The following is a 26,386-nucleotide window of genomic DNA, read 5'->3' as shown; positions in this document are numbered from 1 at the left end:
AGCGATCAGCTCGGCTTGAGCGACGAATAGACTGCAACCGTCGGCGGCACCGGGTCGAAGCGCACCCACAAGGCCAAGCCGATGGCGGCAGCAAGCAAGACGCCCGCGACCAGTCGCGGGCGTTTTTGCGCGGGCCACAACGGCAATAGAGCGACAACCGCAAGAGCGGCTGGCAGCACGACGGCAAACGGCATGCTTGGACCCACGCCCTGCATGATCTGCCACCCCAATGCGAGCAGGTAACCTACCACCAACGCTGTCACTACGCCTGCGGCCGACCTGCCCAGAGGATCTCCTGCGCGGGCAATTACCGCCTCGACAAGCCCTGCCAGCATAAGTGGGATCACGATGAAATAGGCTGCCGTCGGGGCGATCCATTGCCCTGCGAGGGCGATAAGCAGCAAGGGTACAGCCGCGCCTAGCCGCGCCTTCGGCCCGTGCTTCTTCCCGCCCCAAATCAGGACTGCGGCGGACAAGACAGCAAGTGCAGCCATCCCCGTGAGCTTCGGGATGGCGGCAAGGCGATCGTAGTACCCGGCGCCAACCCCCGCGCCTGATAGCAGGTTGAGACCATAGAGCAGGACGCCGCCACCGAGCAGCAGCAGTATCGTGCGCCCTGCACCCCAAAGGACGCTGCCGTCTTTCGCCTTCGTCGCGCGATACCCAGAGGCATAGCCAAGGGCAGCAAGTACCAGCACGACCCAACCAAGCCACGGTGCGTAAACGAGTGTTACAATCCCGAACGCATCGAAGAAAACTGCATCCGTCGTTGGTTGCGGCAATTGCTCCGCATTGACGAGTGCGCGTGCGAGCGAATGTGTCTGGGCGAGCATATGATTGAGCGCGCCGCGATCGAGATTACCGGGTGTCGCCAGCGGTGAATGGTAAAGGCCCGATCGCCCGATGAAGGCGATGTTGTAGGCCGTATAACCGCCTCGTTCGAGAGCCGCCGTCAGATCGGTGTCATTCGGGAGCACGGAGTAGAGAAAGGCGGCAAGCGACGACGCTGCAGGGCGATCGACTGTGTTCGCGTAGAGTTCAACGCCCTCCCGATTGCCTGGGCCCGTCTGGAACATGCTCGCGATCCCGCCGCCGCCGCGGGCTTCAAGGTTGATCAGAGCGCCAATGCGTTCGGCTAGCGGGTCGGTCTTGAAGAAGTGCCATGCGCCTTCCAGCCCAAGCTCTTCCGCATCGGTCAGGATAACCACGACGTCGCGGCGCGGACTACCTTCTGCAGCTAGTGCCCTGACAGTTTCAAGGATGGACGCCACGCCTGCCGCGTCGTCGGCAGCCCCGGGCGACCCCCAGACACTGTCATAATGCGCCATCAAGCCGATCGCGGGCAGGTTTGGGTCGGCACCTTTCATCACGCCGATGACATTGACGAACTCGGTCGGTGCCGCCGTCTGTTCACCACGCCAGTGCGCCAATTTCTTCAGCGCGTCTGGACCCAGCGAGCCGGAAGTCGTCTTTACCTCGAGCCCCATGCTTTCGAGTTGGGCAATTAGGTAAGCCCGTACCCGGTCATTGGCGGGAGAACCCGTTGGATGGGGCTCACTCGCGATGCGCTCGACCTGCTCGAAAGTTCGCTCGGCCGAGGCTTCGGCAGGATCGTTGCTTGGCGAAGTTGGTGAGGGAGGAGTGGTCGCGAAAATGGCAAGCGCCAAGGCAACCAGCATCGAGGCAATAAGATGGACCCAGTTTCGCATTGGCACTCCCCATTGATGGGAGCAGCAAGACGGTAAGCCGGGTTGCGGGTCAAGGCCCTTGAACTGGCGTCAGGCCACACAGAGCAAAAGCACCCCAGTGGGGTGGCGGGAATCGCCTCCAGCCCCTATGTGCGCGACCATGAGAATCGCCATTGCCTCTGACCATGCCGCAGTCGACCTCAAGGACGAGCTGCGCGAATGGCTGATCGAACAGGGCCACCAGGTTGCCGATCTGGGCCCGGAGACGAAGGACAGCGTCGATTATCCCGATTACGGCTACAAGCTGGCATCGGTCGTGGCCGACGGCACTGCTGAGCGCGGCGTGGCCTTGTGCGGTTCAGGAATCGGCATTTCCATCTCGGTGAACCGCAACCCGGCCGTGCGCTGTGCGCTGGTGTCGGAACCACTTTCCGCCTCGCTTGCTCGCGAGCACAATGATGCCAACTGCATCGCGATGGGCGCGCGCCTGACAGGCAGCGACATGGCCAAGGCCTGCCTGGCCGCATTCCTCGAAACCGAATTCGCCGGCGGCCGTCACCAGCGCCGTGTCGACAAGCTATCCAACCCGGAGACCTGATTTGGCCACCCAGCCCGCCAATACCACCCGCGACCCGATGGACCGCTTCTGGCACGATACGCTGGCCGAAGCCGATCCGGAAATCTACGCCGCCGTCCGCAAGGAATTGAAGCGCCAACAGGACAAGATCGAATTGATCGCGAGCGAAAACATCGCGTCAACTGCGGTGCTTGAAGCAACCGGCTCGGTCTTCACCAACAAGTACGCCGAAGGCTACCCGGGCAAGCGCTACTATGGCGGCTGCCATTATGCCGATGTGGTCGAAACGCTGGCAATTGAACGCGCCAAGCAACTGTTTGGATGCAATTTTGCTAATGTTCAGCCCAACTCAGGCAGCCAGATGAACCAGGCCGTGTTCCTGGCGCTGCTACAGCCGGGCGACACCTTCATGGGGCTCGATCTCAATTCGGGCGGCCACCTCACGCACGGATCGCCCGTCAACATGAGCGGCAAGTGGTTCAACCCGGTCAGCTACGGTGTTCGCAAGGAAGACGAGCGGATCGACATGGATGAGGTCATGGCCATCGCCAAGGCGAACATGCCCAAGTTGATCATCGCCGGTGGAACCGCCTATTCGCGGGTTTGGGATTGGGACGGCTTCCGCAAGGTTGCCGACGAAGTCGGTGCTTACCTTATGGTCGACATGAGCCATATCTCGGGCCTTGTGGCTGGTGGCGCGCACCCTTCCCCCTTCCCCTACGCCCATATTGTCACCACCACCACGCACAAGTCGCTCCGCGGTCCCCGTTCCGGTGTCATCCTGTGGGACGATGAAGCGCTGACCAAGCCCCTCAACATGGCCGTATTCCCCGGCTTGCAGGGCGGTCCGCTGATGCACGTTGTCGCGGCAAAGGCGGTTGCCTTTGGTGAAGCGCTGCGTCCCGATTTCAAGGAATACGCACACCGCGTGGTAGAGAACGCTCGCGCGCTTGCCGCCAGCCTCGAAGCCAACGGACTGCGCGTTGTGTCCGGGGGCACCGATAACCACTCGATGCTGGTCGACCTGACCGCCAAGGACGTGACTGGGAAGGACGCCGAAAAGGGGCTCGATCGCGCCTGGCTGACCTGCAACAAGAACGGCATCCCCTACGACACGCGCAGTCCATTCGTGACCAGCGGGGTGCGGCTGGGTACTCCGGCAGGCACGACGCGGGGGTTTGGCCCGGCGGAGTTCACGCAGGTTGGCGCGCTCATTGCAGAAGTGGTAGATGGACTGTCGCGCAACGGCCCCGAAGGTGATGGCCAGGTTGAGGAGCGTGTGCGCGGCAAGGTTACCGAATTGTGCGCAGCTTTCCCGGTTTACCCGGGACGCTGAGGAGAGAAGCGATGGATGACCGCGAACCGAACCACCAGGATCACAAGCTCATTCCCGATGCCACCAACGAACTGAAGGGCATGGCCAAGCAAGGCATGGCTCACCCTTCGACCAAGCCGGTTCTGACCGGAGCGGTTGTGGGTGCCGTTGCTGCTGGCCTCCTCCCAGTGGTGACCTGGCCCATCGGACTCGTCGCCGGTGCGGGCATCATGTTGTACAAGCGTATCCGACCGTAGATGCGCTGTCCCTTCTGTGCGCATGACGACAGCCAGGTAAAGGACAGTCGGCCGACCGAGGACAACACCTCGATCCGCCGCCGGCGCCAGTGCTCAAGCTGCGGCGGACGCTTCACGACATTCGAACGCGTACAATTGCGCGAGGTGACCGTGGTCAAGAGCGGCGACCGTCGCGAGCCCTTCGATCGGGGTAAACTGGAGCAGTCGATCACTCTCGCTTGCCGCAAGCGTGATATTCCGCAAGAGCGCATCGACCAACTCGTCTCGGGAATCCAGCGGCAGGTCGAAACCGCAGGCGAAGCGGAAGTCTCATCGCAGCGCATAGGCGAAATGGTCATGAACGGGCTGCGACAGCTCGACAGCGTCGCCTATATTCGTTTTGCCAGCGTCTATCGCGACTTCAGCGAGGCGCGTGACTTCGAAGAGTTCGCCAGCACCGTGCAGGAAGCGGCGAAGAGTGGCTGAAACGCTTAAGCCAGTCGTCGTCCTGATCCGTCCGCAACTTGGCGAGAATATCGGCAAGGCGGCGCGGGCGATGCTCAATTTCGGGCTAACCGAGATGCGCCTGGTCGAACCGCGCGATGGCTGGCCCAACCCGTCTGCCGGACCTGCGGCAGCCGGAGCGGATATCGTGCTCGAACAGGCCAGGGTCTATTCGACAACCGCCGAAGCCGTGGCAGACTGCGCCCATGTCTATGCCACAACGGTTCGCAAGCGCGGCGTGACCAAACCAGTACTCACGCCCGAGGAGGCTTCGCGCGAGATAGTTGGGAACGCCGGGCGCAGCGCCTTCCTGTTCGGTCCTGAGAGATCTGGACTGGAGACGGAGGACGTGGCGTTGGCTCGGGCCATAGTGACGGTGCCGATCAATCCCGAGTTCGGCTCGCTAAACCTCGCCCAAGCCGTGATCCTGTGCGCCTACGAGTGGTCCAAGAACCAGCAATTGGTGCAGCCAACGCAGGAAGAGCGGCTTCCCCCGGCACCGCAAGAGGAACTCGAGGGCCTCATCGACCATCTCGAACGAATGCTCGTGCCTAAGGGCTATTTCCTGCCCTCGGCACGGGCCGACGCAACCCGGCGAACCCTGCGCGGAGTGCTGACCAAACCGGGCTGGAACCACCTCGAGGTGCGCACGCTGCGCGGCGTACTGAGCTCGCTGGAACGCGAGCCCCGGAAGTTAGGATAGACACGTCCAATTCCTGCCGATAACTTCTCAATCAGACGTATTTACTTATTTTTCTAGGAGTAGGGGTCGCCATGAGATTGAATCGTGTCCTAATGTCCTTTGCCGCAGTTGCGCTTGTGCCTACCGTTGCTTTTGCAGCAGTGGACGGTGAGCAGGACCAAGCACCCGAAGCGGAAGCTAAGAAAGAAAAGCCGAAGCGGATCTGCCGCCAAATCCGAAACACCGGGTTTCGAACTGCTTCGCGGATATGCAAGACCCAAGAGCAATGGGATGCTCAGGATCGAGCAATCAATGGCGAAGAGTTAGATATCAAGACTGGTAATTTCTCCGGCCGCACAATCGGTCGATGATCAAGGACGCAGGCGGTCCCATTCGTCTAGTTCGAAATCAATCGAACATTCGACCAGCATATCCCAGATCTGAGCAATCCGTTCACCCGGCAGTCCCCGCATCGTTGCATCCTTGGCCGCATTGGCCACAACCTCAGCCTTGCGGGCTTCGTCACGTACTACGTTTCGGTCACTCTTGATCCGCGCGGCGGCGCGCATGTAGCCGAAGCGGCGATCGAGCAAGTCCATCAACTCGCGATCCGTCCTGTCGACACCGGTGCGGACTTCGCGCATGTCGGTGCAATCATCGGGAAGTTTGAAAGTGTCGTCCATGGGGCGGCGCACTGCCCTCCTCCTGGCACTTTGTCGAGCGCCTATCGCAAAGCTTGACGTAAGCGGCGAAACTGCTAGGGCGCGCGCTCGCGAATTGGCCCCGTATCCCGGTGAAGCGGTGGCCGCGCTGGAGAATAGCTTCAGCGGTGCGATGCCGGGTTGAAGCCTTGCCAGTGGGGTAAGGACAGCAAATCGAAGGACTACGTCACATGACGAAGCGCACCAGCGCCAAGTACAAGCTCGACCGCCGGATGGGCGAAAACATCTGGGGTCGCCCGAATTCGCCCGTCAACAAGCGTTCCTACGGCCCGGGCCAGCACGGCCAGCGCCGCAAGGGCAAGATGAGCGACTTCGGCCTCCAGCTGCGCGCCAAGCAGAAGCTCAAGGGCTACTACGGCGACGTGACCGAGAAGCAGTTCAAGCGCACCTACATCGAAGCCTCGCGCATGAAGGGCGACACCGGCCAGAACCTGATCGGCCTGCTCGAGCAGCGCCTCGACATGGTCGTCTATCGCGCCAAGTTTGCGCCGACCATCTTCTCGGCTCGCCAGGTCGTTTCGCACGGCCACATCTACGTCAACGGCGTGAAGTGCAATATCGCGAGCCGCCGCGTGAAGGTTGGTGACGTGATCAGCCTCGGCAAGAAGGCGCAGGAAATGGCGCTGGTCATCGAAGCGCAGAGCCTGCCCGAGCGCGACATCCCCGACTACGTGGCGCCCGACGGCAACGACAAGGTGACCTTCACCCGCGTGCCGAAGCTCGACGAAGTACCCTACCCGGTGACCATGGAACCGAACCTGGTCGTCGAGTTCTACTCGCGCTGATCCACGACGATATCGTCACGCAAGAGGGCGGTCCCGTGGGGCCGCCCTTTTCGTTTGCGCTTCAGATACGTGCCGCGATCTGCAACGCCTTCCACACCATGGCGAGGATCGCTGCGGTGATCAGGCCGCCCCACACCCAGTAGGGCAAAAACAATGCATCGGCGATCTGTCCGGTGTCGGAACGGACGATCTGTCCATCCACAACCCCGCCGGGACTGAACAGATACCCGATGTGCTGATAGACGCTGATCGCGCCCTGCACGCCCAGGAATTCGACGGCAATGCGCTGCCATTTCTCGGTACCGCGAAGCGCAATGGCAAATGCGGCAAGACCGAAGATCGGCAGCACGATCCAACCGGTCAATGACCGTACCCAAATCAATGTGCTGATCAGAAGCGCGGCTCCAAGGCCCAGCAAGACCAGGCGCGTGGCCCTGCGCGAACGCGAAGCGATGATCATCAACGATCCTGCGAGGCTCGGCCCCAGCAAGCCCGCCGCAGAAACGATCGCCTGTCCAACTGCCCATAGCCTGCCGGAACTTTCGGCATAGCCCGACCCGTTGGCAAAGATCACAAGCCGCTCAAAATCGGCACCGAGCGCGGCCGCGGTCAGGCCGTGAGCCATTTCGTGCCACCATGTCGAAAGCAACGTAAAGGGCATCAGCGCCAAGGTGCCGAACTCGGTTTGCCATGCAAGGATGGTCAGCACTGCGAAGGCAAGGATATAGGTCTGTTCGCGCTTGATCACGGCATTCGACTGGTCCTCGGAATAAGGAAGACCCCATCTGGCGGGAGCCACGATCGGATTCCGGTTTTCGCTCATGGTCAGTCTGTTACCTCAACTGCACGCTCCTACAAACCACATCGGCCGAACGGATCGATCAGTTCGCCGAGGAGCCGAGTTCCGATCCGAGGAACTCGTCGATCCTCTGAAGCATATTGGTACGTGCTTTGCTGTCCGAAAGGGAGTGAGCGAGATCCTCGTATTCAACATACTCGACCGACTTTGCCGCCGCCCTCAGGCGATTTGCCATGATCCGCGATTGCTGAACATTCACGTTCTGGTCGAGAGTGCCGTGGAATAGCAGGACCGGAGCACGGAATGCTTCGGCGTGGCGCGCGGGGCTTCCTTCAGTCAAATGCGGACCTTCTCCAAGAAAAGCCGAGACAAGCCGCGCATTGGTATAGCCGCGCGCATACTCCCGCATTTCCGGCAGATCTGTGACCGGAGCAATCGCTACCACTGCATGAAATAGTTCGGGGTCCAATACCTGCGCCTGCAAAGCGGCGTATCCACCGTAGGACCAGCCAACGATCGCCAGCTGGTCGGCCCGCACGATCCCTTGCGAAACCAACCAGCGACCTGCGTCGTTTACATCGCCAATCGCGGTCGGCCAGGCTTGGAAGCCGTTCTTGCCGAACCATGCTTCGCCATAACCCGCCGAGCCACGGTAGTTTGGCTGCAGGACCGCATAGCCCCGAGCCACGAAGAATTGCACAAGCCAGTCAAAGCCCCATTCGTCGCGTGCGCTCGGCCCACCGTGTGGCAGTACAATTCCCGGTAGGCCCTTTCCATCCGAGCCGGGCGGTAGGGTAAGGTAGCCGGGAATTTCGGTTCCATCGCGCGCCGGATAGGAAATTGGAACAACCTTGCCCATGGCCCTCCCTTCAAGGAAGCGGCGCACGGGAAGGATCTCATTCAGCTCGTTGGTTTTCCTGTCCAGCAGATAGACGGTACCCGCATCGGTATCGCTGGATGCGATGATTAGTAGACGGGATTCATCGGTGCTGGCCCCAACAATATCGATCAGGGGCGTCCCCGGCAGAGCCTTGCTGAGCCCCCTCGCCAACGCGGCAATGTCCGAGTCGAAATACTCGACCGCCCGCTTTTCCGTTGCGTAACTAGCGCCAATTACCCGCCGTTGGCGGCCGATCCGCACAAGGTGATCGACGTCTACGTCGTCGCGGGCAAGGAGCACCCGTCCGTCGCTAGAACCGTCAAGCGGGACTTCGACAAGCGCATCAAAGCCGCCAATGTCATCGAACGCATATGCCACGTTGAGGCCGGAATCTACCGCCAGCGGATAAAGCCCTGTCCTCTTTTGAGAGTTGACCTCAATGTCGGACAATTTGTGCCACTCATCGTTTGCCAAACCACGATAGAAGAATATCAGACGATTGCCGACATAGCCGGTGCTCCCCTCATCCGGTTGACGGACCAACATGCGAATACGTCCGTTCTCATCCGCGAGATATCCTGCTGCGGCAGGGTCTGGCGCCTCAACTGTTCGGCTCTTGCCGCTCTCGACGTCGATCGAATCAACGCCGAGACCGTTCTTCGTGTTGGCGAAGCGTGTACCAACCGATCGCTCTTCAACGGCCTGCTTCGTCATTAGAATTCGCCCTTTCCCGTCTGGGGAATCGAGGGCGACAATGCTGCCTCCGTTCTGGCGTAGCACGAGCGAGCGGGAACTCGAACGAGACGTAAGCAGCACCGGGTTATTGCCGTCCGCATCAAGCGCAATAACGCGCGTGAAACCCAGCAACTGACCTTGCGAGTTGTCGATAAAGTGCAGGCGGCACACGAGCCGCTCGTCGGTGGCCCATTCACAAGAGACTAGGTCACTATTGATCTCTGTAACGTTGAAAATCGGTTTGACTGTCAAGTCGCCGTCGAGATCGATGATATTGAGGGTTTCGGTGTGAGCAGGACCTGACCCGACGAATGCGATCCGCCTGCCAGAAGGTGAGAGGGAGATATCGAGGATCGATTGCCTGACGCCAAAAGTCGCAGCAGTCTCTTCCGCTGTTTCCGCTGAAACAGGACTCACCGGTGCAATGAAGACAAAGCCAAGCGATGCAGCGGCTGCGGCGCGGAAATAGTTTTTCAAGAAATGCGACTCCCCAAATCGATGCGATAACGACTATCGAGTGATTTGATTTCAGGAAAGTCTATAATTTACTAAAGATTCGACCCGCGATCTGAACTTCGCGAGTATAGATCTTGGAGCGGGGTCCGTTAGTGGCTCGGTCGCCAGCGCCTGGTAGGGCGAGAAAGTGGGACCGGTATTTACCGGCCCCACCTCAATTACTCCGTCAGCAGCACGCCAGACCGCAGCAAATTGCGAGCTCACAGCACGCCTTGACCACGCCGGCCGGATCCGCGGCGAAGGCCGCGCCCGAACTGACGAAGGCTGTGAGTGAGACGATTTTCGTAACGATTTTCATAAGATATCTCCAATTGAACTTAGTAGGTTTTCCAGTTTCATGGAGCGTCGTTACGCGGCGGCGGCACAGGCGGTCCTCGCGACATCGATGTCAACCGATGGAGCACTTCCTCGTGCGCCACATCTTTGCGGGGCAACCAATTGGTCAGGTCTACACCGGCGGAAAGAATTGTCGGGCTAGTCGTGCGGCAGGCTAACGGATCGGCGCAATGGGACTGATCACTGCAACAGGCATGATCGCAGAACTGGACGCAATCGGCGGCAACCTTGCTTGACAGGGATGCCGCAGAACCGGGCTGCGCACTGCCCAGCGAAAGAACCACAGCAAGCAGGGCAAGGATTGCACGCAGCATGCATTGCTTACGTTGCGAATGGCCGCGAGGTTACGCCTCACAGGGAAACGGCAAGCTTTTATCGCGAAACGCGATAGTTCGCGCGAAACTCTGCGGCAAAGGCGGCAAAGCGCCCCTCGCCAATCGTATCGCGCATGGCCTGCATCAGCTGCTGGTAGAATGCGATGTTGTGCTCGGTCATCAGCATCGCGCCGAGTATCTCGTTCGAACGGACCAGATGGTGAATGTAGGCGCGAGTATATGTCCCACAGGTGTCACAGCTACACCGGCTGTCGAGCGGTTCCTGGTCCTCCGCAAAGCGGGCGTTCCGGAGGTTGATTGGACCATTCCAGGTAAAAGCCTGGCCATTGCGGCCCGAACGACTGGGCAGCACGCAGTCGAACATATCCACTCCCCGCTCGACTGCACCGACAAGGTCATCGGGCTTGCCGACCCCCATCAGGTAACGTGGACAGTCGACGGGCAACTGGCCGGGCGCAAAATCGAGCGTCGCGAACATCGCCTCCTGCCCCTCGCCCACTGCAAGGCCGCCTATGGCATAGCCGTCGAAACCGACGTCCACGAGTTTGTCAGCGCTGATCCGCCGGAGTCCTTCGTCGAGGGCGCCCTGCTGGATGCCGAAAAGCGCAGAACGACCTGCTTGGTCCTCCCCTGCGTCGAAGCCGTCCCGGCTGCGCTTGGCCCAGCGCATCGACATTTCCATGCTTGCAGCGATTTCATCGCGCGGCCGGTCGGCACGTGGACATTCGTCGAACGCCATCACGATATCGCTGCCTAGGAGGCGCTGGATTTCCATCGAGCGTTCGGGAGTGAGCATGTGCTTCGAACCATCGAGATGGCTGCGAAACTCGACGCCCTCTTCGGTAAGCTTGCGGAGCTCCGAGAGGCTCATCACCTGGTAGCCGCCGCTGTCGGTAAGGATCGGACGCTCCCAGTTCATGAACTTGTGCAACCCACCCAGACTCGCGATCCGCTCCGCACCAGGACGCAGCATCAGGTGGTAGGTATTGCCGAGGATTATATCGGCGCCGGTCTTGCGCACCGTCTCGGGCTTCATCGCCTTCACCGTAGCCGCAGTTCCGACGGGCATGAAGGCTGGCGTCCTGATCTCACCCCGGCGCATGGTTATACGGCCGGTGCGCGCAGCTCCGTCAGTGGCATGAATCTGGAAGTCGAACCGCGAGGAAGTCATCGGCGCTGCGCTAGCTGCGCGGCCTGCCCCTGTCACCTTTGAATCGAAAAGGCCGGCCTCCGCTGGGGAAACCGGCCCTTTCTGCAGCACTGCGAGTGATCAGAAACGCAGGCCGACGCCTACGGTTGCACGCGTGGTGTCGAACGCGATCGTATCAACGTTGCCGCGGATGAACGCCTTGCCAAACGGGATATCAATGCCGAGACCCACGAGGTAGTCGCCATCGGTGTCATCGATACCGCTGAAGTCGATGCTGTCGTCGTTGATGATCTCGTTATAGTCGACGTTGATTTCCTGGTAGCCGGCGCGTGCATAGACCTTTGTGCCACCGGGAACGCGGAAGCCGAGGCGGGCCGAAGCACCGTACTCACCGTCAAGCGCATCGGTCCCAAAGCTGTAGTTGGCTTCGGCGCCGATGAAGAGGTTCGATCCGATCGGGACATCGTAGCCCGCGAAGACCCCGAGAATCGGGCTCGAATCGTCAACGTTGGCTCCAGGCGCAACGTCGTCAATCTCATCAGAAAAACCCAGGTCGTGGTAACCTGCCGATACGCCGACGAAACCGTTCCCGGGGACGGCATCCTGTGCCTGGACAGCAGTCGGGAAGGCGACTGCAGCTGCCAGCGCAACGGCGGTGAAGGCTACTTTTCTCATGTCTTATCTTATCCTTGATTTGGGGGGATGCCGAACGTGTCGGCGAGCTGCCAATTGCGCAGCCGCGCCTGTCCGTACCCTGAATGGCACGCTCAGTCATCTGCAGTTTTCGTGAATTCAGGCGCGCAGGCGCCAACCTGTCCTGAAAATGTAGGCGATGATGCCCACGCAAAGCGCAAGGAAGCCGAGCGTGATTGCGAAGCTCACGCGGATATCGACGTCAGCCGTACCGTAGAAGGTCCAGCGCAGCCCGCTGACAAGGTATACGATCGGGTTTGCCAGCGCGATCGTGTCCCATGGCTTTGGCAGCATGTCGATCGAGTAGAATGTCCCACCAAGGAAGGTCAGCGGCGTCAGGAAGAGCATCGGGATAATCCCGAGCTTCTCGAAATTGTCCGCCCAAATGCCGAGGATGAAACCGAACAGGCTGAATGCCGCGGCGACCAGCATGATGTAAATCACAGCCAGCAGTGGGTGAGCAATCGAATAGTCGACGAACAGGCGCGCCGTGACGAGGATGATCGTCGCCAGGATCAGGCTTTTGGTTGCTGCTGCACCGACAAAGCCGATCAGTGTCTCGGCTACGCCCACCGGTGCGCTTAGCAACTCGTAGATCGTCCCGGTGAACTTGGGCATGTAGATGCCGAAACTCGAATTGCTGGTGGTCTCACCCAAGAGCGTGAGCATCAGCAAACCGGGAATGATGAAGGCACCGTAATTCACCCCACCCAGGTCGGGCATGCGCGCGCCGATGGCCGCACCGAAGACAATGAAATAGAGCGAAGTCGTGAGCACCGGTGCCAGCACCGACTGGAAGGCCGTGCGCAGAAAGCGGAACAACTCGCGCTTGTAAATCGACCAGGTCGAGCGCCACGCAATCACGCCGCGTCCTCCCCAAGCAACGAAACGAAGATATCCTCAAGGCTGCTTTCGCGCGTATCGATGCCGGTATAGTCGATGCCCGACCGGGTCAGGGCCTTGGTTATCTCGGCCACTTCGGCCTTGCCCTTGCCCGTCCCATCACCGCCACGATAGCGCAGTGACGTACCATCATTCTCCAGCTCGACGGGATAGCCCGTCAGCGTGGGCGGCAGCTCTGTCAGAGGTTCCGCCAAGGCGATGTGCGCTTCAGTACGCCCGAGCTTGGCCATCATCGCTTCCTTTTCTTCGACCATGATCAGCCGACCCTTGGAGATGATCCCGACACGGTCGGCCATCTCCTCCGCTTCTTCGATGTAGTGGGTGGTCAAGATGATCGTCACGCCGCGGGCGCGCATCTGGTCGATGATCGTCCACATGCCCTTGCGCAGTTCGACATCGACGCCGGCGGTGGGTTCGTCGAGAAATAGCAGATCGGGCTCATGCGCCAATGCCTTGGCGATCAGCACTCGACGTTTCATTCCGCCCGACAGCGCCCGTATCTGCTCGTCCCGCTTGTCCCACAGCGAGAGGCTCTTGAGGATTTCCTCGATCCGCCCCTTGTCGGGCGCCAGGCCAAAGAGCCCCCGAGAATAGGAAACCGCGCGCCACACGGTTTCGAACATGTCGGTCGCCATTTCCTGGGGTACCAGGCCAATGCGCGACCGCGCCTTGCGCCAGTCGATTGCGAGATCGTGGCCGAAGGCATGCATGCTGCCACCGCTCGAACGCACGAGGCCACAGACCGCACCTATCAGTGTCGTTTTGCCCGCGCCGTTGGGCCCGAGCAGCGCGAAAATCTCTCCCCGGCGGATCGAAAGGTCGACGGAATCGAGCGCTTTCAGCCCGCCGGGATAGACCTTGGTCAGGCCCTTGAGTTCGAGAATCGGCTCCACATGGTTCAGCTAGCCTCGATCCAGTTGCCGTGAAAGCCCGGTGGGACAATGTGGGGGATATGGATCGCGGCGACGGGTTCGAGCGAGATCGCCTCAAGAACCTCGAGGTTGGTTGTGCCCGAATTGCGGTCGATCACATAACCCATCACCCACCCATCGCCTTCCGAGGCATCCGCGCTGCGCGGTACGAAGACGAACTCGCCCGGCACCCTGCCCTCGCCGAAATCATGCGCAATCCGTTCGCCGGTCTGCAGGTCGTGGCGATAGAGCGGTACCGAAGAGAAGAATTCGAGATCTCCGTCGAGACTATCGCACCACAGATATCGATAGGGCTTGGTGAAGAACCGTTCGTCGGGGCGAGGGAATTCCTGACCTGCCCGATCGAGAGTCACCCGCTCTACCGAACCCGCCTTGGGGTCGACCGTCCAGCGCTCAAGTCCCAGCGCCTTGCCATACGGCCCAGGCATGTCACCGTCGAAAATGGTCTCATAGGCGCAAAGGTCGATCACCACCCGACCGGCTTCGTCCTCGAAGCTGTTGCCGACGTGGAAGACGTAGCACGGATCAACATGGCACCAGATGACATCCCCCGCATCGCCGTTGCGCGGGATCAAGCCCACTCGGGCCTGGTGGTCGGGGTTCCAGCGATAAGGGAAACGGAAGCCCGCCAGCAATGCCTTCATCGAGAAGGTCACCGGCAGGTCGAGAACGATCACGTAGTTCGGGGTGAGCGCGCAATCGTGGATCGAGGGACCGTTGGCCACGGGAATCTCGACCTCGCGGAGAACCTCGCCATCGCGCGTAAGCGCAACGTGTCGGATGCGATCGGGTTGGTCGGCCTGATAGCAGATTGCGTGATGTTCGCCGGTCATCGGACACTGGTGGGGGTGCGCGGTAAACGATCCGGCAAGCCCGCCGCCAAAGTTGCTGTAGGCCACGCTTTCAAGGTTGCCGTCGAGTTCGACCGGATAGGAACCGGCCTCTACCAGGGCCATGATCTTGTCGCCGACACCCATGACATTGGTGTTGACCGTATCACTCATCCCGCGGCGCGGACCGCCGACGGCTTGCGGCCCACCCTTCGACTCAAGTTCCTTCGAGCGGATGTAGCGATTGCGATACCACTCAGCCCTGCCTCCCTTGAGGCGCACACCGTGAACCATGCCATCTCCGATGAACCAGTGATGGCCCTTGCCAGCTTCACCGAAGGGATTGGGGCCGATCCGCACATAGCGCCCGTCGAGTTCGGCCGGGATGGTGCCGGTCACCGCTAGATCGGTGAGCGTCTTCTCCTCCACCATTGGGGTGTGGAGCCCCTTGAGAAAGGGGTTTTCAGACGCATCCTCAAGTCGCGCGCGATTGATCCCGGCCACGGCCTGGATCGCAGGAGTGACTGCCTTGCGGATAGTTTTCTCGATGACGCTTGCCATGACCGACTCGCTCCGTTTAAAGTGAACGGCGTAAACATACGAGTGATGATAACAGTGTCAACATCGAATGAAGCCTACCACCACGGCAGCCTGCGCGAAGCCTTGGTGGCCGCCGGAATGGCGGCACTGGAGGGCCGTGAGGGGAAGGACGTCTCCTTGCGTGAGCTCGCCAGAACAGTGGGCGTTTCACCAACAGCGGTCTATCGTCACTTCCCGGACAAGAAAGCCCTAGCCGATGCGCTCGCGACCGAGGGCCTGAAAATGCTCTATGACGCGCAAAAGGCCGCATCGGATGCGGCAGGCGATGGCCCCGGCGCCTTCGCCGCAACGGGCCGCGCCTATGTTCGCTTTGCGCTCGCGCATCCCGCCCTGTTCCGCTTCATGTTCACGCTGGGCGACCCCATCCTGAACCGACCCGAGAACGACCAGGCGCAGGCTTTGCTGGCCGCGAACACGCTCAAGATCACCGGCGATAAGGAGAAAGCCGAACGCCTGGCCCTCCAGGCCTGGGCAATCGCCCACGGCATCGCCATGTTGATGCTCGACGGCCGGATCCCCGCCGATGACGCGTTGATCGATCGCCTGATCGACCAGAAGAGCCTGTTTCCCAGCGAAAATTGCTAGGGCAATAGCAGCGAAGCGTCCCCGTAGCTGTAGAAGCGGTACTCTTGCTCGATGGCATGGGAGTAGGCGGCCATCATCCGGTCGCGGCCCATCAATGCGCTGACCAACATTACCAAGGTCGATTTGGGCAGGTGAAAGTTCGTCATCAGCCCGTCGACCGCGCGAAAGCGATAGCCGGGCGTGATGAAAATATCCGTATCGCCTGCGAAGGGTTGGATAATTCCATCCTCCCCCGTCGCGCTTTCGAGCAGGCGCAGGCTCGTCGTCCCAACCGCGATTACCCGTCCACCGCCAGATCGAACCGCATTGAGCCGGGCGGCAACATCGGGTTCGATGCGTCCCCATTCCGAATGCATGGCGTGATCCTCGGTATCCTCCGCCTTGACGGGGAGGAAGGTCCCGGCGCCAACGTGCAGGGTGAGTGTTTCACGTCCGATACCCGCAACATCGAGCGCCGCGATCAACCCAGGCGTGAAGTGCAATGCTGCGGTGGGCGCCGCCACCGCGCCGTCTTCTTCCGCGAACATCGTCTGGTAGTCTTCACGATCTTGCGCGTCCGTGGGACGCTTGCCAGCGATGTAGGGTGGCAGGGGCATCCGACCTGCCCGTTCCAACAGCACTTCGACGGGTTCATCACCGGCAAAGGCCAGCACGAAGCTGCCATCCGGCAAGCGCTGTTCTGCAATGGCGCCGACCCCGCCGCCGAATTCGATCGCGTCCCCCTCACGCAGCCGCTTGGCGTTGCGAATGAAGGCCTGCCATCTCCTCAGGTCGACGCGCTTGTGGAGGGTTGCACCAATCTTCGCTTCGCCCCGTCGCCCTTCGAGCTGTGCGGGGATAACGCGCGTGTCGTTGAACACCAGCACGTCACCCTTGCGCAGCAGCGCCGGCAGATCGCGCACGCCACGATCCTCAAATGGACCGTCATGCCGCACAACCAGCAAGCGCGCGGCATCCCGTGGACGTACCGGGCGCAGAGCAATCCGTTCGGGCGGAAGCTCGAAATCGAAGAGGTCGACTTTCATGCGCGGGCGCTTAAAGCGGCCCGCCCGTGAAGGGAAGTCAGTTGCCGAGCGGCGCGTTCAGATCATCGATGGAGATCGGCGCTTCCACTACCTCTGCGGGCGGCGGCGGTGGCGGAAGATTGTCAGCCGCGATCGATGCCTGGAGGATACGCGTCGGATCCTGCGGCGGCTCACCACGGTGGATCGCATCGACTGCCGCCATGTTCGAGATCACACGCCCGAAATTGGTGTAGCGCTGATCGAGGCTGAAGCGCGGGTAGAAGACGATGAAGAACTGGCTGTTCGCACTGTCTTCGCTCGCTGCCCGGGCCATGGCAACCGAGCCGCGGACATGCGGCATCGGATTGAATTCGGCCTCGAGGTCGGGCAGCTCCGACCCGCCCGTACCGGTACCCGTCGGGTCACCGGTCTGGGCCATGAAACCGTCGATAACGCGGTGGAAGATGATTCCATTGTAGAACCCCTGGCGAGCGAGCGTCTTCACCCTCTCCACATGGCTCGGAGCCCAACCAGGCATCAGACGGATGGCGACCCGCTGGCCGTTCGACAGGTCGAGCAGGAGGATATTCTCCGGATCAACCGTCATGTCGAAATTGATGGCATCATAGGTGCGCTGCACCTTGGGCTCGGCTTCAGCTTCCTGCGCCGCAACTGCGAGCGGAGACAGCACGGCGAGCGCGGCAGCGGCAAAGGCAAGCGTAGTCTTGAACATCATCATTCCGTGGCAGGGTCCTGGATTGGGGTGCCTCTAGCGGGAGGCTTCTGTCCGTTCAATGAATGGTTTGGTCAGAACGGCTGCTAACCGCTGCGCGGACCGCGTTCGGCGACCCGGGCCATCACGTCGGCCCGCACCTTCGGGGTTACGAACTTGCCAATCTCGCCGCCATAGATGGCGATTTCCTTGACCAGACGGCTGGCGATCGGTTGCAACGCGACATCGGCCATCAGGAAGACCGTTTCGATATCGTGGTTGAGTTGCCGGTTCATGCCGGTGAGCTGGTATTCATATTCGAAGTCGGTAACGCCGCGGATCCCGCGCACTATGGTCGCCGCACCCTGCTCCTTGGCGAAATCGACCAGAAGCGAGTTGAAACCGACCACGCGGCAATTCCCGCATCCGACCGCCGCCACTTCACGTTCCACCATGGCAATGCGTTCGTCATCGTCGAACATCGGCGACTTGGCGATATTGGTGGTGACACCAATGATCAGCTCGTCGACCAGCTTCGCCCCACGCTCGATAATGTCCATGTGCCCGAGCGTGATCGGGTCGAAGGTGCCGGGATAGACCCCGATACGCTTGGCCATCAATGGTCTCTCCTCACAATAAACCGCGCAAGCTCGACCAGCAGTCGCGCATCTTCGCCGTGACCGGCGAGGTGTCGGCCGGCTTGCTCAACCAGCATCTCGGCCTGCGCCCGAGCCTGCGCCACACCCATCAGTGTCACGAAGGTCTGCTTGCCCTGTTCCTCGTCCTTGCGCAGCGCCTTTCCAGCCTTGGCTTCGTCACCCTCAACATCGAGCAGGTCGTCGGCGATCTGGAAGGCCAGGCCGATGTCGCGCGCATAGGCGCGAAGATGCCCCCGGCCCTCAGGCGGCACGCGACCCAGGATCGCACCCATCTCGACACTTGCCGCAAGCAATGCGCCGGTCTTCAACTGCTGCAATCGCGTCACCTGCCGCAGGTCATAGTCCTCTTCTTCGGACATGATATCCATCATCTGCCCGCCAGCCATGCCCTCATGCCCGCTCGCCCGGGCGAGCGTCAGCACCAGTTCGGATTGCACGAATGGATCGGTGCTGGTGTCGGGTTGCGTGAGGATATCGAAGGCCAACGCATGAAGGCAGTCGCCGGCGAGGACCGCGGTCGCCTCATCGAAGGCCTTGTGGAGCGTAGGCTTGCCGTGGCGCAGGTCGTCATTGTCCATGCACGGCAGGTCATCGTGAATCAGCGAATAGGCGTGGATCGCCTCTACGGCGCATCCGGCATTGATCGCAGCGCTGCGATTGACCCCAAACAGCTCGGCGCTTGCCACGACCAACAAGGGGCGAACGCGCTTGCCCCCGCCGATCGCCGCGTAACGCATGGCCTCGACCAGACGTGCGCGCGAATCCTGCGGGACCGGGAGGAAGGCATCGAAGGCGCTGTCCACCTCGGTCTGGACGCGCTCGAACGCGTTGCCGAGGATATCGGGCATCGCCGCCATGATGGTCACGCAGCCCCGTCCCCATCGAACGGCACCGTTCCCGCCGGCTTGCCGTCGGCTCCTTGCACGATCTTTTCGATCCGCGCCTGCGCCGTATCAAGCCGTGCCTGGCACGCCTTGCGCAGCGCCTCGCCACGTTCGTAAAGGTCGATGCTCTCATCGAGCGGCACTTCGCCGCTCTCGAGCCGCCTGACCACGCCCTCGAGTGCGCGGAGCGCTTCCTCGAACGTCATTTCTGCGATCTTGGGTTGTTCCTCATCCATCGCTGCCGAGCATTGACCGCGCGTGCCGAGCCGGTCAAGTAAGCGCGCAGTTCGGGGGCCGACTTATGACGTGGATTGTCGCCTACATTGCTGCCGCCACCGCCTTTGGCGTGCTCGACGCGCTATGGCTCGGCTGGGCAGGCCCAAATTTCTACCGCCCTCAGCTTGGCGAACTCCTCGCCACGAATTTTCGCATGGGGCCAGCACTGGTATTCTACGCTGCCTACATCGCAGGGATGGTGTGGTTTGCCGTCCGCCCCGGTTTGACGGGTGGTGTCGGGACCGCAGCGCTCAACGGCGCCCTGCTCGGCGCCTTATGCTACGCCACCTATGACCTCACCAACCAGGCGACGCTTCGGCAATGGTCGACAACGATCACGGTGGTCGACATCATCTGGGGGGCATTTGCCACAGCCCTGGCCGCCAGTGTCGCCACGCTAGCGGCCCAAAGGGTCAGCGGATGACTGGTACGGTCAGCGCCTTGGACGATAGCGGCGTCAGGCTGTTGACGATCAGCAATCCCCCACGCGGATATCTCAACGCCGCGCTATCCGAGGAAATACTTGAGCATTTGCGCGCCGCGCTGGCCGAAGATGCTGTCCGGGCGATTGTCTTCACCGGTGGCGTCCCGGGTGTTTTCATTCGTCACTACGATGTCGGCGAAATTGTCGCCGTGGGCGAGGCAATGCGCAGCGCGCCGTCGGGAGAAGCTGCACCACGCTCTGCAACGCCGATCTACGCGCTGGCAGACTTGTTACTCGACAATCCCAAGCCGACCATCGCCGCAATCAACGGGATTTGCATGGGCGGAGGCTGCGAATTCGCCCTGGCCTGCGACATGCGCATTGCGGCAACGGGGGGCTACACCATCGGCCTGCCCGAAACGCGGCTCGGCATCATCCCCGGTCTAGGCGGAATGCAGATGTTGGCGCGCAAGGTCGGCCTCGCTCGCGCAACCGAGATGGTCATGCGCGGGCGCGTTGTCGGTCCAGACGAAGCGCAACGAATTGGTCTTGTCGATTTCATCGCCGAAGACGCTGTTGCCGCAGCGGTGGAGATCGCCCGCGATCTCGCGACCCTTTCGCCCGTCGCAGTTGCTACTGTCAAAGGGATGGCCGCTCGAATCGCAAGCGGTGAAACATTGCAGGAAGGGATCGCCGCAACTGCGGGCGATTTCGCCCACACGCTGACGGCAGATGATGAGGCGATGGCGCGTATGCGCCGATTCCTCGCCGAAGGTGAGAATATTCTGAGCCAGTAAGTCCCATAAGGTCGCAAGAGGACACCACATGTTTATCGGCCATTTCGCCCCCGCTTTCGTTGCTCGTGCGGTAACCGACGAGGCCCCTCGTCTCGGCACGCTGTTCATCGCCGCGCAGCTCATCGACTGGGCATTCTTCACCTTCGCGATCTTCGGGGTCGAGCACATGCGGATCGTGCCGGGTATCACCGCGATGAACCCGCTGGATCTCTATCACATGCCCTTCACGCACAGCCTGTTGGGCTCGCTTGTCTTCGCCATCGGTTTCGGCGTTCTGGTCTTCGCCATGTCGCGCAACGTATCCGCCGCTACCTGGGCAGCAGTCGTCGTTGTATCGCATTGGTTCCTCGACCTGCTCGTTCACCGCCCAGACCTGACGCTCGCCGGGGGCGATCACAAGATCGGGCTTGGACTGTGGAACGCTCCGCAGATCGCGATCCCGCTCGAACTCGGCATCACCCTGCTCGCTTTCTGGTGGTACTGGCGCCGAACCAAGGGCCCAATCGTCCCCCCTCTGGTCTTGATCGGGACGATGCTGGTATTCCAGGCGATCAACTGGTTCGGTCCGCAGCCGGTTGAAGCGGGTATCGGCATGTATGTGCTGGCGCTCGTCAGCTACGGCATACTGACCGCCCTCGCCTACTGGCTCGACGAAACCCGGTGGCATAAGAGCCTCGTAGGGCTGGCGGTCGCCAGCGCGCGCCGCTAAGGGCGCGCGCATGGCTACCGTCGAGTCCCAGATCACCCCCGAAGTCGTCGAACAGCACGGCCTCAGCCCCGAGGAATACGAACGCGTGCTGCACGCGCTGGGCCGTGAGCCCAACCTCGTCGAACTGGGCATCTTCTCGGTGATGTGGTCGGAGCATTGCAGCTACAAGAGCTCGCGCCTGCACCTCAAGAAACTCCCCACCGAGGCGCCCTGGGTGATCTGCGGTCCAGGCGAGAATGCAGGCGTGATCGACATCGGCGATGGCCAGGCGGCGATCTTCAAGATGGAGAGCCACAACCACCCAAGCTACATCGAGCCCTACCAGGGCGCGGCGACGGGTGTCGGCGGCATCCTGCGGGACGTCTTCACGATGGGCGCGCGGCCGGTAGCGAATGCCAACGCGCTGCGCTTTGGCCGGCCCGAGCACCCCAAGATGCAGCACCTGGTCAAGGGCGTGGTCGCGGGCATCGGCGGTTACGGCAACTGCGTCGGCGTACCGACCGTGTGTGGCGAAACGAACTTCCACCCCGCCTATGACGGCAATATCCTCGTCAACGCGATGACGGTGGGCGTCGCCGATGCCGACAAGATCTTCTATTCGGCTGCAACCGGTGTCGGCAATCCGATAGTCTATGTCGGTTCGAAGACCGGCCGCGACGGGATCCACGGGGCGACCATGGCCAGCGCCGATTTCGGCGAAGATGCCGATGCCAAGCGCCCCACCGTGCAGGTCGGCGACCCGTTCACCGAGAAGCTGCTGATCGAAGCCTGCCTAGAACTCATGGCGACCGACGCCATCGTCGCCATCCAGGACATGGGCGCCGCGGGCCTGACCTCGTCCAGCGTCGAAATGGCGACCAACGGCAAGGCCGGCATCCGGCTCGACATGAACAAGGTGCCCTGCCGCGAAGAGGGCATGACGCCCTATGAGATGATGCTCAGCGAAAGCCAGGAGCGCATGCTCATGGTGCTCAAGCCGGGCAAGGAGGCCATGGCCGAAGCGATCTTCCGCAAATGGGAACTCGATTTCGCCGTTATCGGCGAGGTCACCGATACGCGGCACATGGTGCTGGAGTTCAATGGTGAAGTCGTGTGCGACATCCCGCTCGGCCCGCTCGCTGCCGACGCGCCCGAATATGACCGGCCCTACCTGTCGAAGCAGGAATACAAGACCTGGGCCGAGGTCTCCGCGCTCGCTGAAAACCCGGCAGGCGGCGATATCTGCGCAGACCTTCTGAAACTGCTCGCCACGCCCAACCTCGCCTCGAAATACTGGATTTCGGAACAGTATGACAGCCAGGTGGGTGCCGATACGCTGCAGACCGGCGGCGATGCCGGCGTGGTACGCGTACACGGGTCAAAGAAGGCACTGGCGATCAGCACGGACTGCACCCCGCGCTACGTCTATGCGGATCCCTATGAGGGCGGGAAGCAGGCCATCGCCGAAGCCTATCGCAACCTTAACGCGGTCGGTGCGCGCCCGCTGGCAGTGACCAACTGCCTCAACTTCGCCAACCCGCAGCGCCCTGAAATCATGAGCCAGTTCGTCCATGCGCTCGAAGGCATGGGCGACGCCTGCCGCGCTCTCGATTTCCCGATCGTGAGCGGCAACGTCAGCCTCTACAATGAGAGCAAGGCAACCGGCGGCGGCTCGGCTATCCTGCCCACCCCTGCCATCGGCGGCGTTGGCCTGATCGACGATTACGACACGATGGCGACCATGGGCTTCAAGGCAGCTGGCGAACATATCGCCGTAATCGGCCCGAACTACCCCGAACTCGGCCAGTCGCTATGGTTGCGCGAGATTCACGGACTGGAGGCCGGCGAGCCACCGCGCGTCGATCTCGCGGACGAGAAGATCAACGGCGAAATCGTGCGCAAGCTCATTGCCGCGGGCAAGGTCACCGCGGTGCATGACATTTCCGATGGCGGCCTGGCCGTGGCACTGGCCGAAATGGCCCTCGCTGGCGGAATCGGCGCGACCATCGACGCGATGACCAGCGAGTTCGCGTTCAATGAGAGCCAGGCACGCTACATCGTCACCTATCGCAGTGAGAGTGACCTCGACCGCAGCGAAGTGCCGTTCGAACGGATCGGCATGACGGGGGGCAACGCCCTGCGCATCGGCGATAGCTCGGCCAGCCTTACGGACCTGCGCGAAGCGCATCGCAGTTTCTTCCACGACTGGATGGAAGGCTGATCGCATGTCGGCGGACTATTCAGGCACGCCGCTCGCCAAGAAGCTCTCGCTGCGCGACGGGCAGCGCGTGTGGTTCGACGCCATGCCCGAAAGCGTGCAGGACGAGATCGACGAATATGCGCTCGAACTGACCTTCGTCGGGGGGCCCGAGGACGGACCGGACGCAGTCCACATCTTCGTCACCGAACGTACGGACATGGCGCGGAAACTCGCCAACCTCCGCACCACCCTGGCGCGGGATGGCCATGTCTGGGTAAGTTGGCCCAAGAAGGCCGCAAAAGTACCGACTGACATCACCGAGGACACCATTCGCGAAGTATGCCTGCCGCTGGGCTTCGTCGACACCAAGGTTTGTGCCGTCGATGACGTATGGTCCGGGCTCAAACTGGTGATCCGCAAGGAATTGCGTTGATGTTCGGGGTCGAGATGCGCTCTGCAACTAAGGCTCGCCTCTCATAGACTTACGCGCTAATTGGCGGCCATGCGTGACCATGAGACTATCCCCTACGCCCTGCCTGCCATTCCCGATGACGAACGGATCGCCCGTGCAAATGCGATGCGCGATCGTCTAAAGGAGCGGCGCACCTGCCGGTACTTTTCGGAAGCGCCGGTCCCACGCGCGGTGATTGAAGCGGCCATAGAAGCTGCCGGAAGCGCACCCAATGGCGCCAACCACCAACCATGGCATTTCGTCGCAGTGTCCTCCCCCGAAACCAAGGCGGCTATCCGCGAGGCGGCAGAGGTGGAGGAACGCGCTTTCTACGAAGGCAAGGCTAGCGATGAATGGCTCGAAGCACTCGCACCGCTCGGCACCGATGAGGATAAGCCGTTCCTGGATACGGCACCCTGGCTGATCGTGGTGTTCGCCCAGCGCAAGGGGGGTATTGCCGAAGACGGGGTTACCCAGAACTACTATGTCACCGAAAGCGTCGGCATTGCTTGCGGCTTGCTGATTGCGACGTTGCACGAGGCTGGCCTGGCGACGCTGACGCATACGCCATCACCGATGGGATTCCTGCGCAAGATCTGCGGCCGTCCCGAGAACGAAAAGCCGCTGATGGTGATCGTGGTAGGCCACCCCGCCGCCGACGCGACCGTCCCGACGCGCGCCTTGGTCAAGAAACCGCTGGCACAGATCTCCAGCTGGATCTGACGCTCAGGCCGCAGCCTCCTGCGACGCGTTCTTAGCCAACAGGTCGTAGGGATCGATTCCCTCACTGCGCCAGATGCGGTGGCATTCGCGATACCAATGGGGGTCGGGAATATTCAGTTCCGTCCGGGCCTGTTGCAGGTCCTTTGCCAGCAACTCGCGAATCGATAGCGAAACCAGCGGCGGACAGGCCTTACCCATGCGATGCGCTTCGCGCGTCGCCTTGAGCACCGGCGCGGCGCTACCGCGAACCAGCGTCTTGATGTGGAGTGAGCCCGCATAACCCAGCAGCAAATGCCCCTGGCTCGGCGACTGCCCGTGCGTGAAGAGTAGCACGCATTGTTCGCCCAGGGCATCGCGACCATAACCGGTCAGCACATGCATCAGGTCATGCGTATCGCGCTGACGAAACCCGAACCACTGGACCAAATCGGGATAGGTGGGACGCCCCGACTTCTCCGATTCCTCGACAAGCCCTGCCGCCGACAGCCCCTCGTGCTCCATGAAATCACAATAGGCATGCGCCACGCTGCCCTTGGGCAGCTTACGCAACGCTTTATGGTCGTCGAGCAGCGGCGGCAGGAACGGCTCCGCCGCACGCAGCGCCTCGCCGTGCTGGCTCAGAGTCAGATCGCGGACGCGGGGCATGAACGCCTTGTTCGGCAGCGCATCGTAGATCTTGAACACTTCGGCCGTGTTTTCCTTGTCCTTCAGCAGGATGCGGAAATGCTTGAGCGCTTTCAGCGGTTCGTACTTGGGTTGCGGACGATCGGGGTGGCGCAGCGGCGTCCCATCCTTTGCGGCCTCAATCCCAGTGAAATATTCGGTTTGTTGATTCATAGCTGCCCGTCCTTATCACGTTCAGTCGTTAATCGAAACTGAAGTTAAATAATTGGACAGGCACGCCAAGAAAGTCAGGAATTTACGATCCTGCTGATGAGGAATCGTGAAAGGATCGAACCCCATGCTCGGTTACGCCTGTCGATCCTGATCGAACGACCAACGAAATGCCGGGTAGCAGGCCGCGTTCTGGTGTAAGGCGTTGCTCGCATACAAGCACAGCGAAACGTCTGTGTCGGGGGGGATTCGGGACATGGAGCAACAGGCTGGAGTAGCGACAAAGCGCTGGACTGCGATTGGTTTGGTCGTAGCGCTGTTCGGCATCCCCGCAATCGCTGCCATTGCCCGGCTAACCGGCCCAGGTGATCCAACCGTAACGACACTGCGCGAGTTGGCTATTCTCGCGCTGACGGTGGTCCTGCTACTTATCGTCACCAAGGGCGAGAGACTGCCACTTTCCTCCATCGGCCTGCGCTTCGACAGGATCGGTCGCTCGGTCTTTCAAGGATTCATTCTGTCCATCGTGCTGGTCTTGGCCGCTGTCGGAGCCCTTGCTGCCCTTGCTGCCCTGGGCCTACCCTACGGATCGGGCGCAAAGATCGCGCCATCCCTGGCGCTTGTCACGCTGACAGTAATCAGGGCCGGGATCGCGGAGGAAATCTTCTTCCGTGGCTTTGCGCTCGAGCGCATCGAAGCGCTGACCGGCAGCAAGGTTGCGGCCGTCGTGATTACCGTCGCCGCCTTCGCCGGTTTTCACTTCAGCGGCGGCCTCGCCGGTGTCCTCTTGGCTTTCGTGCTCGGCCTGATCCTGACGCTCTACTACGTGTGGAAGCGAGACCTGCTGGCCGCGATAGTCGCCCATTTCCTGGTCGACTTCGTCCCCAATGTCGTGCTGCCCCTACTGGGCGGCGAAGGGTGATCTCAGCTT

Annotated in this window: 30 protein-coding genes; 15 read left to right on the top strand and 15 right to left on the bottom strand. The window is 61.3% G+C overall.

Annotation, left to right across the window (positions count from 1 at the left end; translation table 11 throughout):
• Positions 1 to 5: 5 nt before the first annotated feature.
• Positions 6 to 1,709, bottom strand: coding sequence for a M20/M25/M40 family metallo-hydrolase (locus HQR01_RS09060; protein WP_173214467.1), 1,704 nt, complete (start codon positions 1,707 to 1,709; stop codon positions 6 to 8).
• 139 nt (positions 1,710 to 1,848) lie between these two features.
• On the opposite strand from HQR01_RS09060, the gene rpiB reads away from it, so the two are divergent.
• The 6 genes from rpiB (at position 1,849) to HQR01_RS09030 (ending at position 5,373) form a co-directional block, all read left to right on the top strand.
• Positions 1,849 to 2,286: a ribose 5-phosphate isomerase B gene (gene rpiB / locus HQR01_RS09055; protein WP_173214466.1), complete on the top strand. Its 438-nt coding sequence runs from the start codon at positions 1,849 to 1,851 to the stop codon at positions 2,284 to 2,286.
• A gap of 37 nt (positions 2,287 to 2,323) precedes the next feature.
• Positions 2,324 to 3,601, top strand: a complete 1,278-nt coding sequence (gene glyA, locus HQR01_RS09050; protein ID WP_173216278.1) for a serine hydroxymethyltransferase — start codon at positions 2,324 to 2,326, stop codon at positions 3,599 to 3,601.
• An 11-nt stretch (positions 3,602 to 3,612) separates the two neighbouring features.
• A complete protein-coding gene (locus HQR01_RS09045) occupies positions 3,613 to 3,837 on the top strand; it encodes a hypothetical protein (RefSeq protein WP_173214465.1) in 225 nt (74 codons plus the stop codon).
• The gene (gene nrdR / locus HQR01_RS09040) at positions 3,838 to 4,302 is read left to right on the top strand and encodes a transcriptional regulator NrdR (RefSeq protein ID WP_173214464.1); all 465 of its coding nucleotides are present in this window, start codon (positions 3,838 to 3,840) and stop codon (positions 4,300 to 4,302) included. It begins immediately after the preceding gene.
• Positions 4,295 to 5,023 (top strand): RNA methyltransferase, encoded by a 729-nt coding sequence (locus tag HQR01_RS09035; protein ID WP_173214463.1) that lies wholly within the window; start codon positions 4,295 to 4,297, stop codon positions 5,021 to 5,023. Before nrdR ends, HQR01_RS09035 begins: the two co-directional genes overlap by 8 nt.
• A gap of 71 nt (positions 5,024 to 5,094) precedes the next feature.
• Positions 5,095 to 5,373 (top strand): PepSY domain-containing protein, encoded by a 279-nt coding sequence (locus HQR01_RS09030; RefSeq protein WP_173214462.1) that lies wholly within the window; start codon positions 5,095 to 5,097, stop codon positions 5,371 to 5,373.
• On the opposite strand, the gene HQR01_RS09025 is transcribed toward HQR01_RS09030, so the two are convergent.
• Positions 5,374 to 5,685 (bottom strand): chorismate mutase, encoded by a 312-nt coding sequence (locus tag HQR01_RS09025; RefSeq protein WP_173214461.1) that lies wholly within the window; start codon positions 5,683 to 5,685, stop codon positions 5,374 to 5,376.
• 209 nt (positions 5,686 to 5,894) lie between these two features.
• Between HQR01_RS09025 and rpsD the strand changes: the two genes are divergently transcribed.
• Positions 5,895 to 6,509, top strand: a complete 615-nt coding sequence (gene rpsD / locus HQR01_RS09020; protein ID WP_173214460.1) for a 30S ribosomal protein S4 — start codon at positions 5,895 to 5,897, stop codon at positions 6,507 to 6,509.
• A 61-nt stretch (positions 6,510 to 6,570) separates the two neighbouring features.
• Here the strand turns inward: rpsD and HQR01_RS09015 are convergent, their stop codons facing one another.
• The 7 genes from HQR01_RS09015 to HQR01_RS08985 form a co-directional block, all read right to left on the bottom strand.
• Complete coding sequence (locus HQR01_RS09015; protein ID WP_173214455.1) at positions 6,571 to 7,332, bottom strand: M50 family metallopeptidase; 762 nt, start codon at positions 7,330 to 7,332, stop codon at positions 6,571 to 6,573.
• A gap of 58 nt (positions 7,333 to 7,390) precedes the next feature.
• Entirely contained in the window at positions 7,391 to 9,400 is a 2,010-nt protein-coding gene (locus HQR01_RS09010; RefSeq protein WP_234030100.1) for an alpha/beta hydrolase family protein, read from the bottom strand.
• Positions 9,401 to 10,147: 747 nt separating this feature from the next.
• Positions 10,148 to 11,281, bottom strand: a complete 1,134-nt coding sequence (tgt, locus tag HQR01_RS09005; protein WP_173214453.1) for a tRNA guanosine(34) transglycosylase Tgt — start codon at positions 11,279 to 11,281, stop codon at positions 10,148 to 10,150.
• A 99-nt stretch (positions 11,282 to 11,380) separates the two neighbouring features.
• The gene (locus tag HQR01_RS09000) at positions 11,381 to 11,935 is read right to left on the bottom strand and encodes an outer membrane protein (RefSeq protein ID WP_173214451.1); all 555 of its coding nucleotides are present in this window, start codon (positions 11,933 to 11,935) and stop codon (positions 11,381 to 11,383) included.
• 117 nt (positions 11,936 to 12,052) lie between these two features.
• On the bottom strand, positions 12,053 to 12,817 hold the full coding sequence (locus HQR01_RS08995; protein ID WP_173214450.1) for an ABC transporter permease: 765 nt from the start codon (positions 12,815 to 12,817) through the stop codon (positions 12,053 to 12,055).
• Positions 12,814 to 13,749: an ABC transporter ATP-binding protein gene (locus tag HQR01_RS08990; protein ID WP_173214448.1), complete on the bottom strand. Its 936-nt coding sequence runs from the start codon at positions 13,747 to 13,749 to the stop codon at positions 12,814 to 12,816. Before HQR01_RS08990 ends, HQR01_RS08995 begins: the two co-directional genes overlap by 4 nt.
• A gap of 5 nt (positions 13,750 to 13,754) precedes the next feature.
• Positions 13,755 to 15,179 (bottom strand): 8'-apo-carotenoid 13,14-cleaving dioxygenase, encoded by a 1,425-nt coding sequence (locus HQR01_RS08985; RefSeq protein WP_173214446.1) that lies wholly within the window; start codon positions 15,177 to 15,179, stop codon positions 13,755 to 13,757.
• A gap of 45 nt (positions 15,180 to 15,224) precedes the next feature.
• Here HQR01_RS08985 and HQR01_RS08980 point away from each other — a divergent pair, with 45 nt between their 5' ends.
• Entirely contained in the window at positions 15,225 to 15,803 is a 579-nt protein-coding gene (locus tag HQR01_RS08980) for a TetR/AcrR family transcriptional regulator (RefSeq protein ID WP_173214444.1), read from the top strand.
• Here the strand turns inward: HQR01_RS08980 and queA are convergent.
• From queA to HQR01_RS08955, 5 genes are all read right to left on the bottom strand, one after another.
• On the bottom strand, positions 15,800 to 16,828 hold the full coding sequence (gene queA, locus HQR01_RS08975) for a tRNA preQ1(34) S-adenosylmethionine ribosyltransferase-isomerase QueA (protein WP_173214442.1): 1,029 nt from the start codon (positions 16,826 to 16,828) through the stop codon (positions 15,800 to 15,802). The two genes, HQR01_RS08980 and queA, sit on opposite strands and share 4 nt — an antisense overlap.
• 37 nt (positions 16,829 to 16,865) lie before the next feature.
• Positions 16,866 to 17,540, bottom strand: coding sequence for a peptidylprolyl isomerase (locus tag HQR01_RS08970; RefSeq protein WP_173216274.1), 675 nt, complete (start codon positions 17,538 to 17,540; stop codon positions 16,866 to 16,868).
• An 86-nt stretch (positions 17,541 to 17,626) separates the two neighbouring features.
• Complete coding sequence (gene coaD / locus HQR01_RS08965; RefSeq protein ID WP_173214440.1) at positions 17,627 to 18,136, bottom strand: pantetheine-phosphate adenylyltransferase; 510 nt, start codon at positions 18,134 to 18,136, stop codon at positions 17,627 to 17,629.
• Positions 18,136 to 19,035, bottom strand: a complete 900-nt coding sequence (locus HQR01_RS08960; protein ID WP_234030313.1) for a polyprenyl synthetase family protein — start codon at positions 19,033 to 19,035, stop codon at positions 18,136 to 18,138. Before HQR01_RS08960 ends, coaD begins: the two co-directional genes overlap by 1 nt.
• A 5-nt stretch (positions 19,036 to 19,040) precedes the next feature.
• On the bottom strand, positions 19,041 to 19,298 hold the full coding sequence (locus HQR01_RS08955; protein WP_173214438.1) for an exodeoxyribonuclease VII small subunit: 258 nt from the start codon (positions 19,296 to 19,298) through the stop codon (positions 19,041 to 19,043).
• 65 nt (positions 19,299 to 19,363) lie between these two features.
• Between HQR01_RS08955 and HQR01_RS08950 the strand changes: the two genes are divergently transcribed.
• The 6 genes from HQR01_RS08950 (at position 19,364) to HQR01_RS08925 (ending at position 24,621) form a co-directional block, all read left to right on the top strand.
• The gene (locus tag HQR01_RS08950; RefSeq protein WP_173214436.1) at positions 19,364 to 19,762 is read left to right on the top strand and encodes a DUF2177 family protein; all 399 of its coding nucleotides are present in this window, start codon (positions 19,364 to 19,366) and stop codon (positions 19,760 to 19,762) included.
• Entirely contained in the window at positions 19,759 to 20,559 is an 801-nt protein-coding gene (locus HQR01_RS08945) for an enoyl-CoA hydratase/isomerase family protein (protein ID WP_173214434.1), read from the top strand. Before HQR01_RS08950 ends, HQR01_RS08945 begins: the two co-directional genes overlap by 4 nt.
• A 28-nt stretch (positions 20,560 to 20,587) precedes the next feature.
• A complete protein-coding gene (locus HQR01_RS08940; protein ID WP_173214432.1) occupies positions 20,588 to 21,268 on the top strand; it encodes a hypothetical protein in 681 nt (226 codons plus the stop codon).
• 10 nt (positions 21,269 to 21,278) lie between these two features.
• A complete protein-coding gene (gene purL, locus HQR01_RS08935; protein WP_173214430.1) occupies positions 21,279 to 23,468 on the top strand; it encodes a phosphoribosylformylglycinamidine synthase subunit PurL in 2,190 nt (729 codons plus the stop codon).
• Between the two features lie 4 nt (positions 23,469 to 23,472).
• Positions 23,473 to 23,880, top strand: a complete 408-nt coding sequence (locus HQR01_RS08930) for a DUF3052 family protein (protein ID WP_173214429.1) — start codon at positions 23,473 to 23,475, stop codon at positions 23,878 to 23,880.
• 69 nt (positions 23,881 to 23,949) lie between these two features.
• Complete coding sequence (locus HQR01_RS08925) at positions 23,950 to 24,621, top strand: nitroreductase family protein (RefSeq protein WP_173214427.1); 672 nt, start codon at positions 23,950 to 23,952, stop codon at positions 24,619 to 24,621.
• Positions 24,622 to 24,624: 3 nt separating this feature from the next.
• Here HQR01_RS08925 and HQR01_RS08920 read toward each other — a convergent pair whose 3' ends face one another.
• Entirely contained in the window at positions 24,625 to 25,458 is an 834-nt protein-coding gene (locus HQR01_RS08920; RefSeq protein ID WP_173214425.1) for a Coq4 family protein, read from the bottom strand.
• A gap of 253 nt (positions 25,459 to 25,711) precedes the next feature.
• Here HQR01_RS08920 and HQR01_RS08915 point away from each other — a divergent pair, with 253 nt between their 5' ends.
• Positions 25,712 to 26,377: a CPBP family intramembrane glutamic endopeptidase gene (locus HQR01_RS08915; protein WP_173214423.1), complete on the top strand. Its 666-nt coding sequence runs from the start codon at positions 25,712 to 25,714 to the stop codon at positions 26,375 to 26,377.
• The last annotated feature ends 9 nt before the right edge of the window (positions 26,378 to 26,386 follow it).

This window comes from Erythrobacter mangrovi (assembly GCF_013260645.1).
Lineage (GTDB): Bacteria > Pseudomonadota > Alphaproteobacteria > Sphingomonadales > Sphingomonadaceae > Qipengyuania > Qipengyuania mangrovi.
This window is presented reverse-complemented; position numbering and strand designations above follow the sequence as displayed.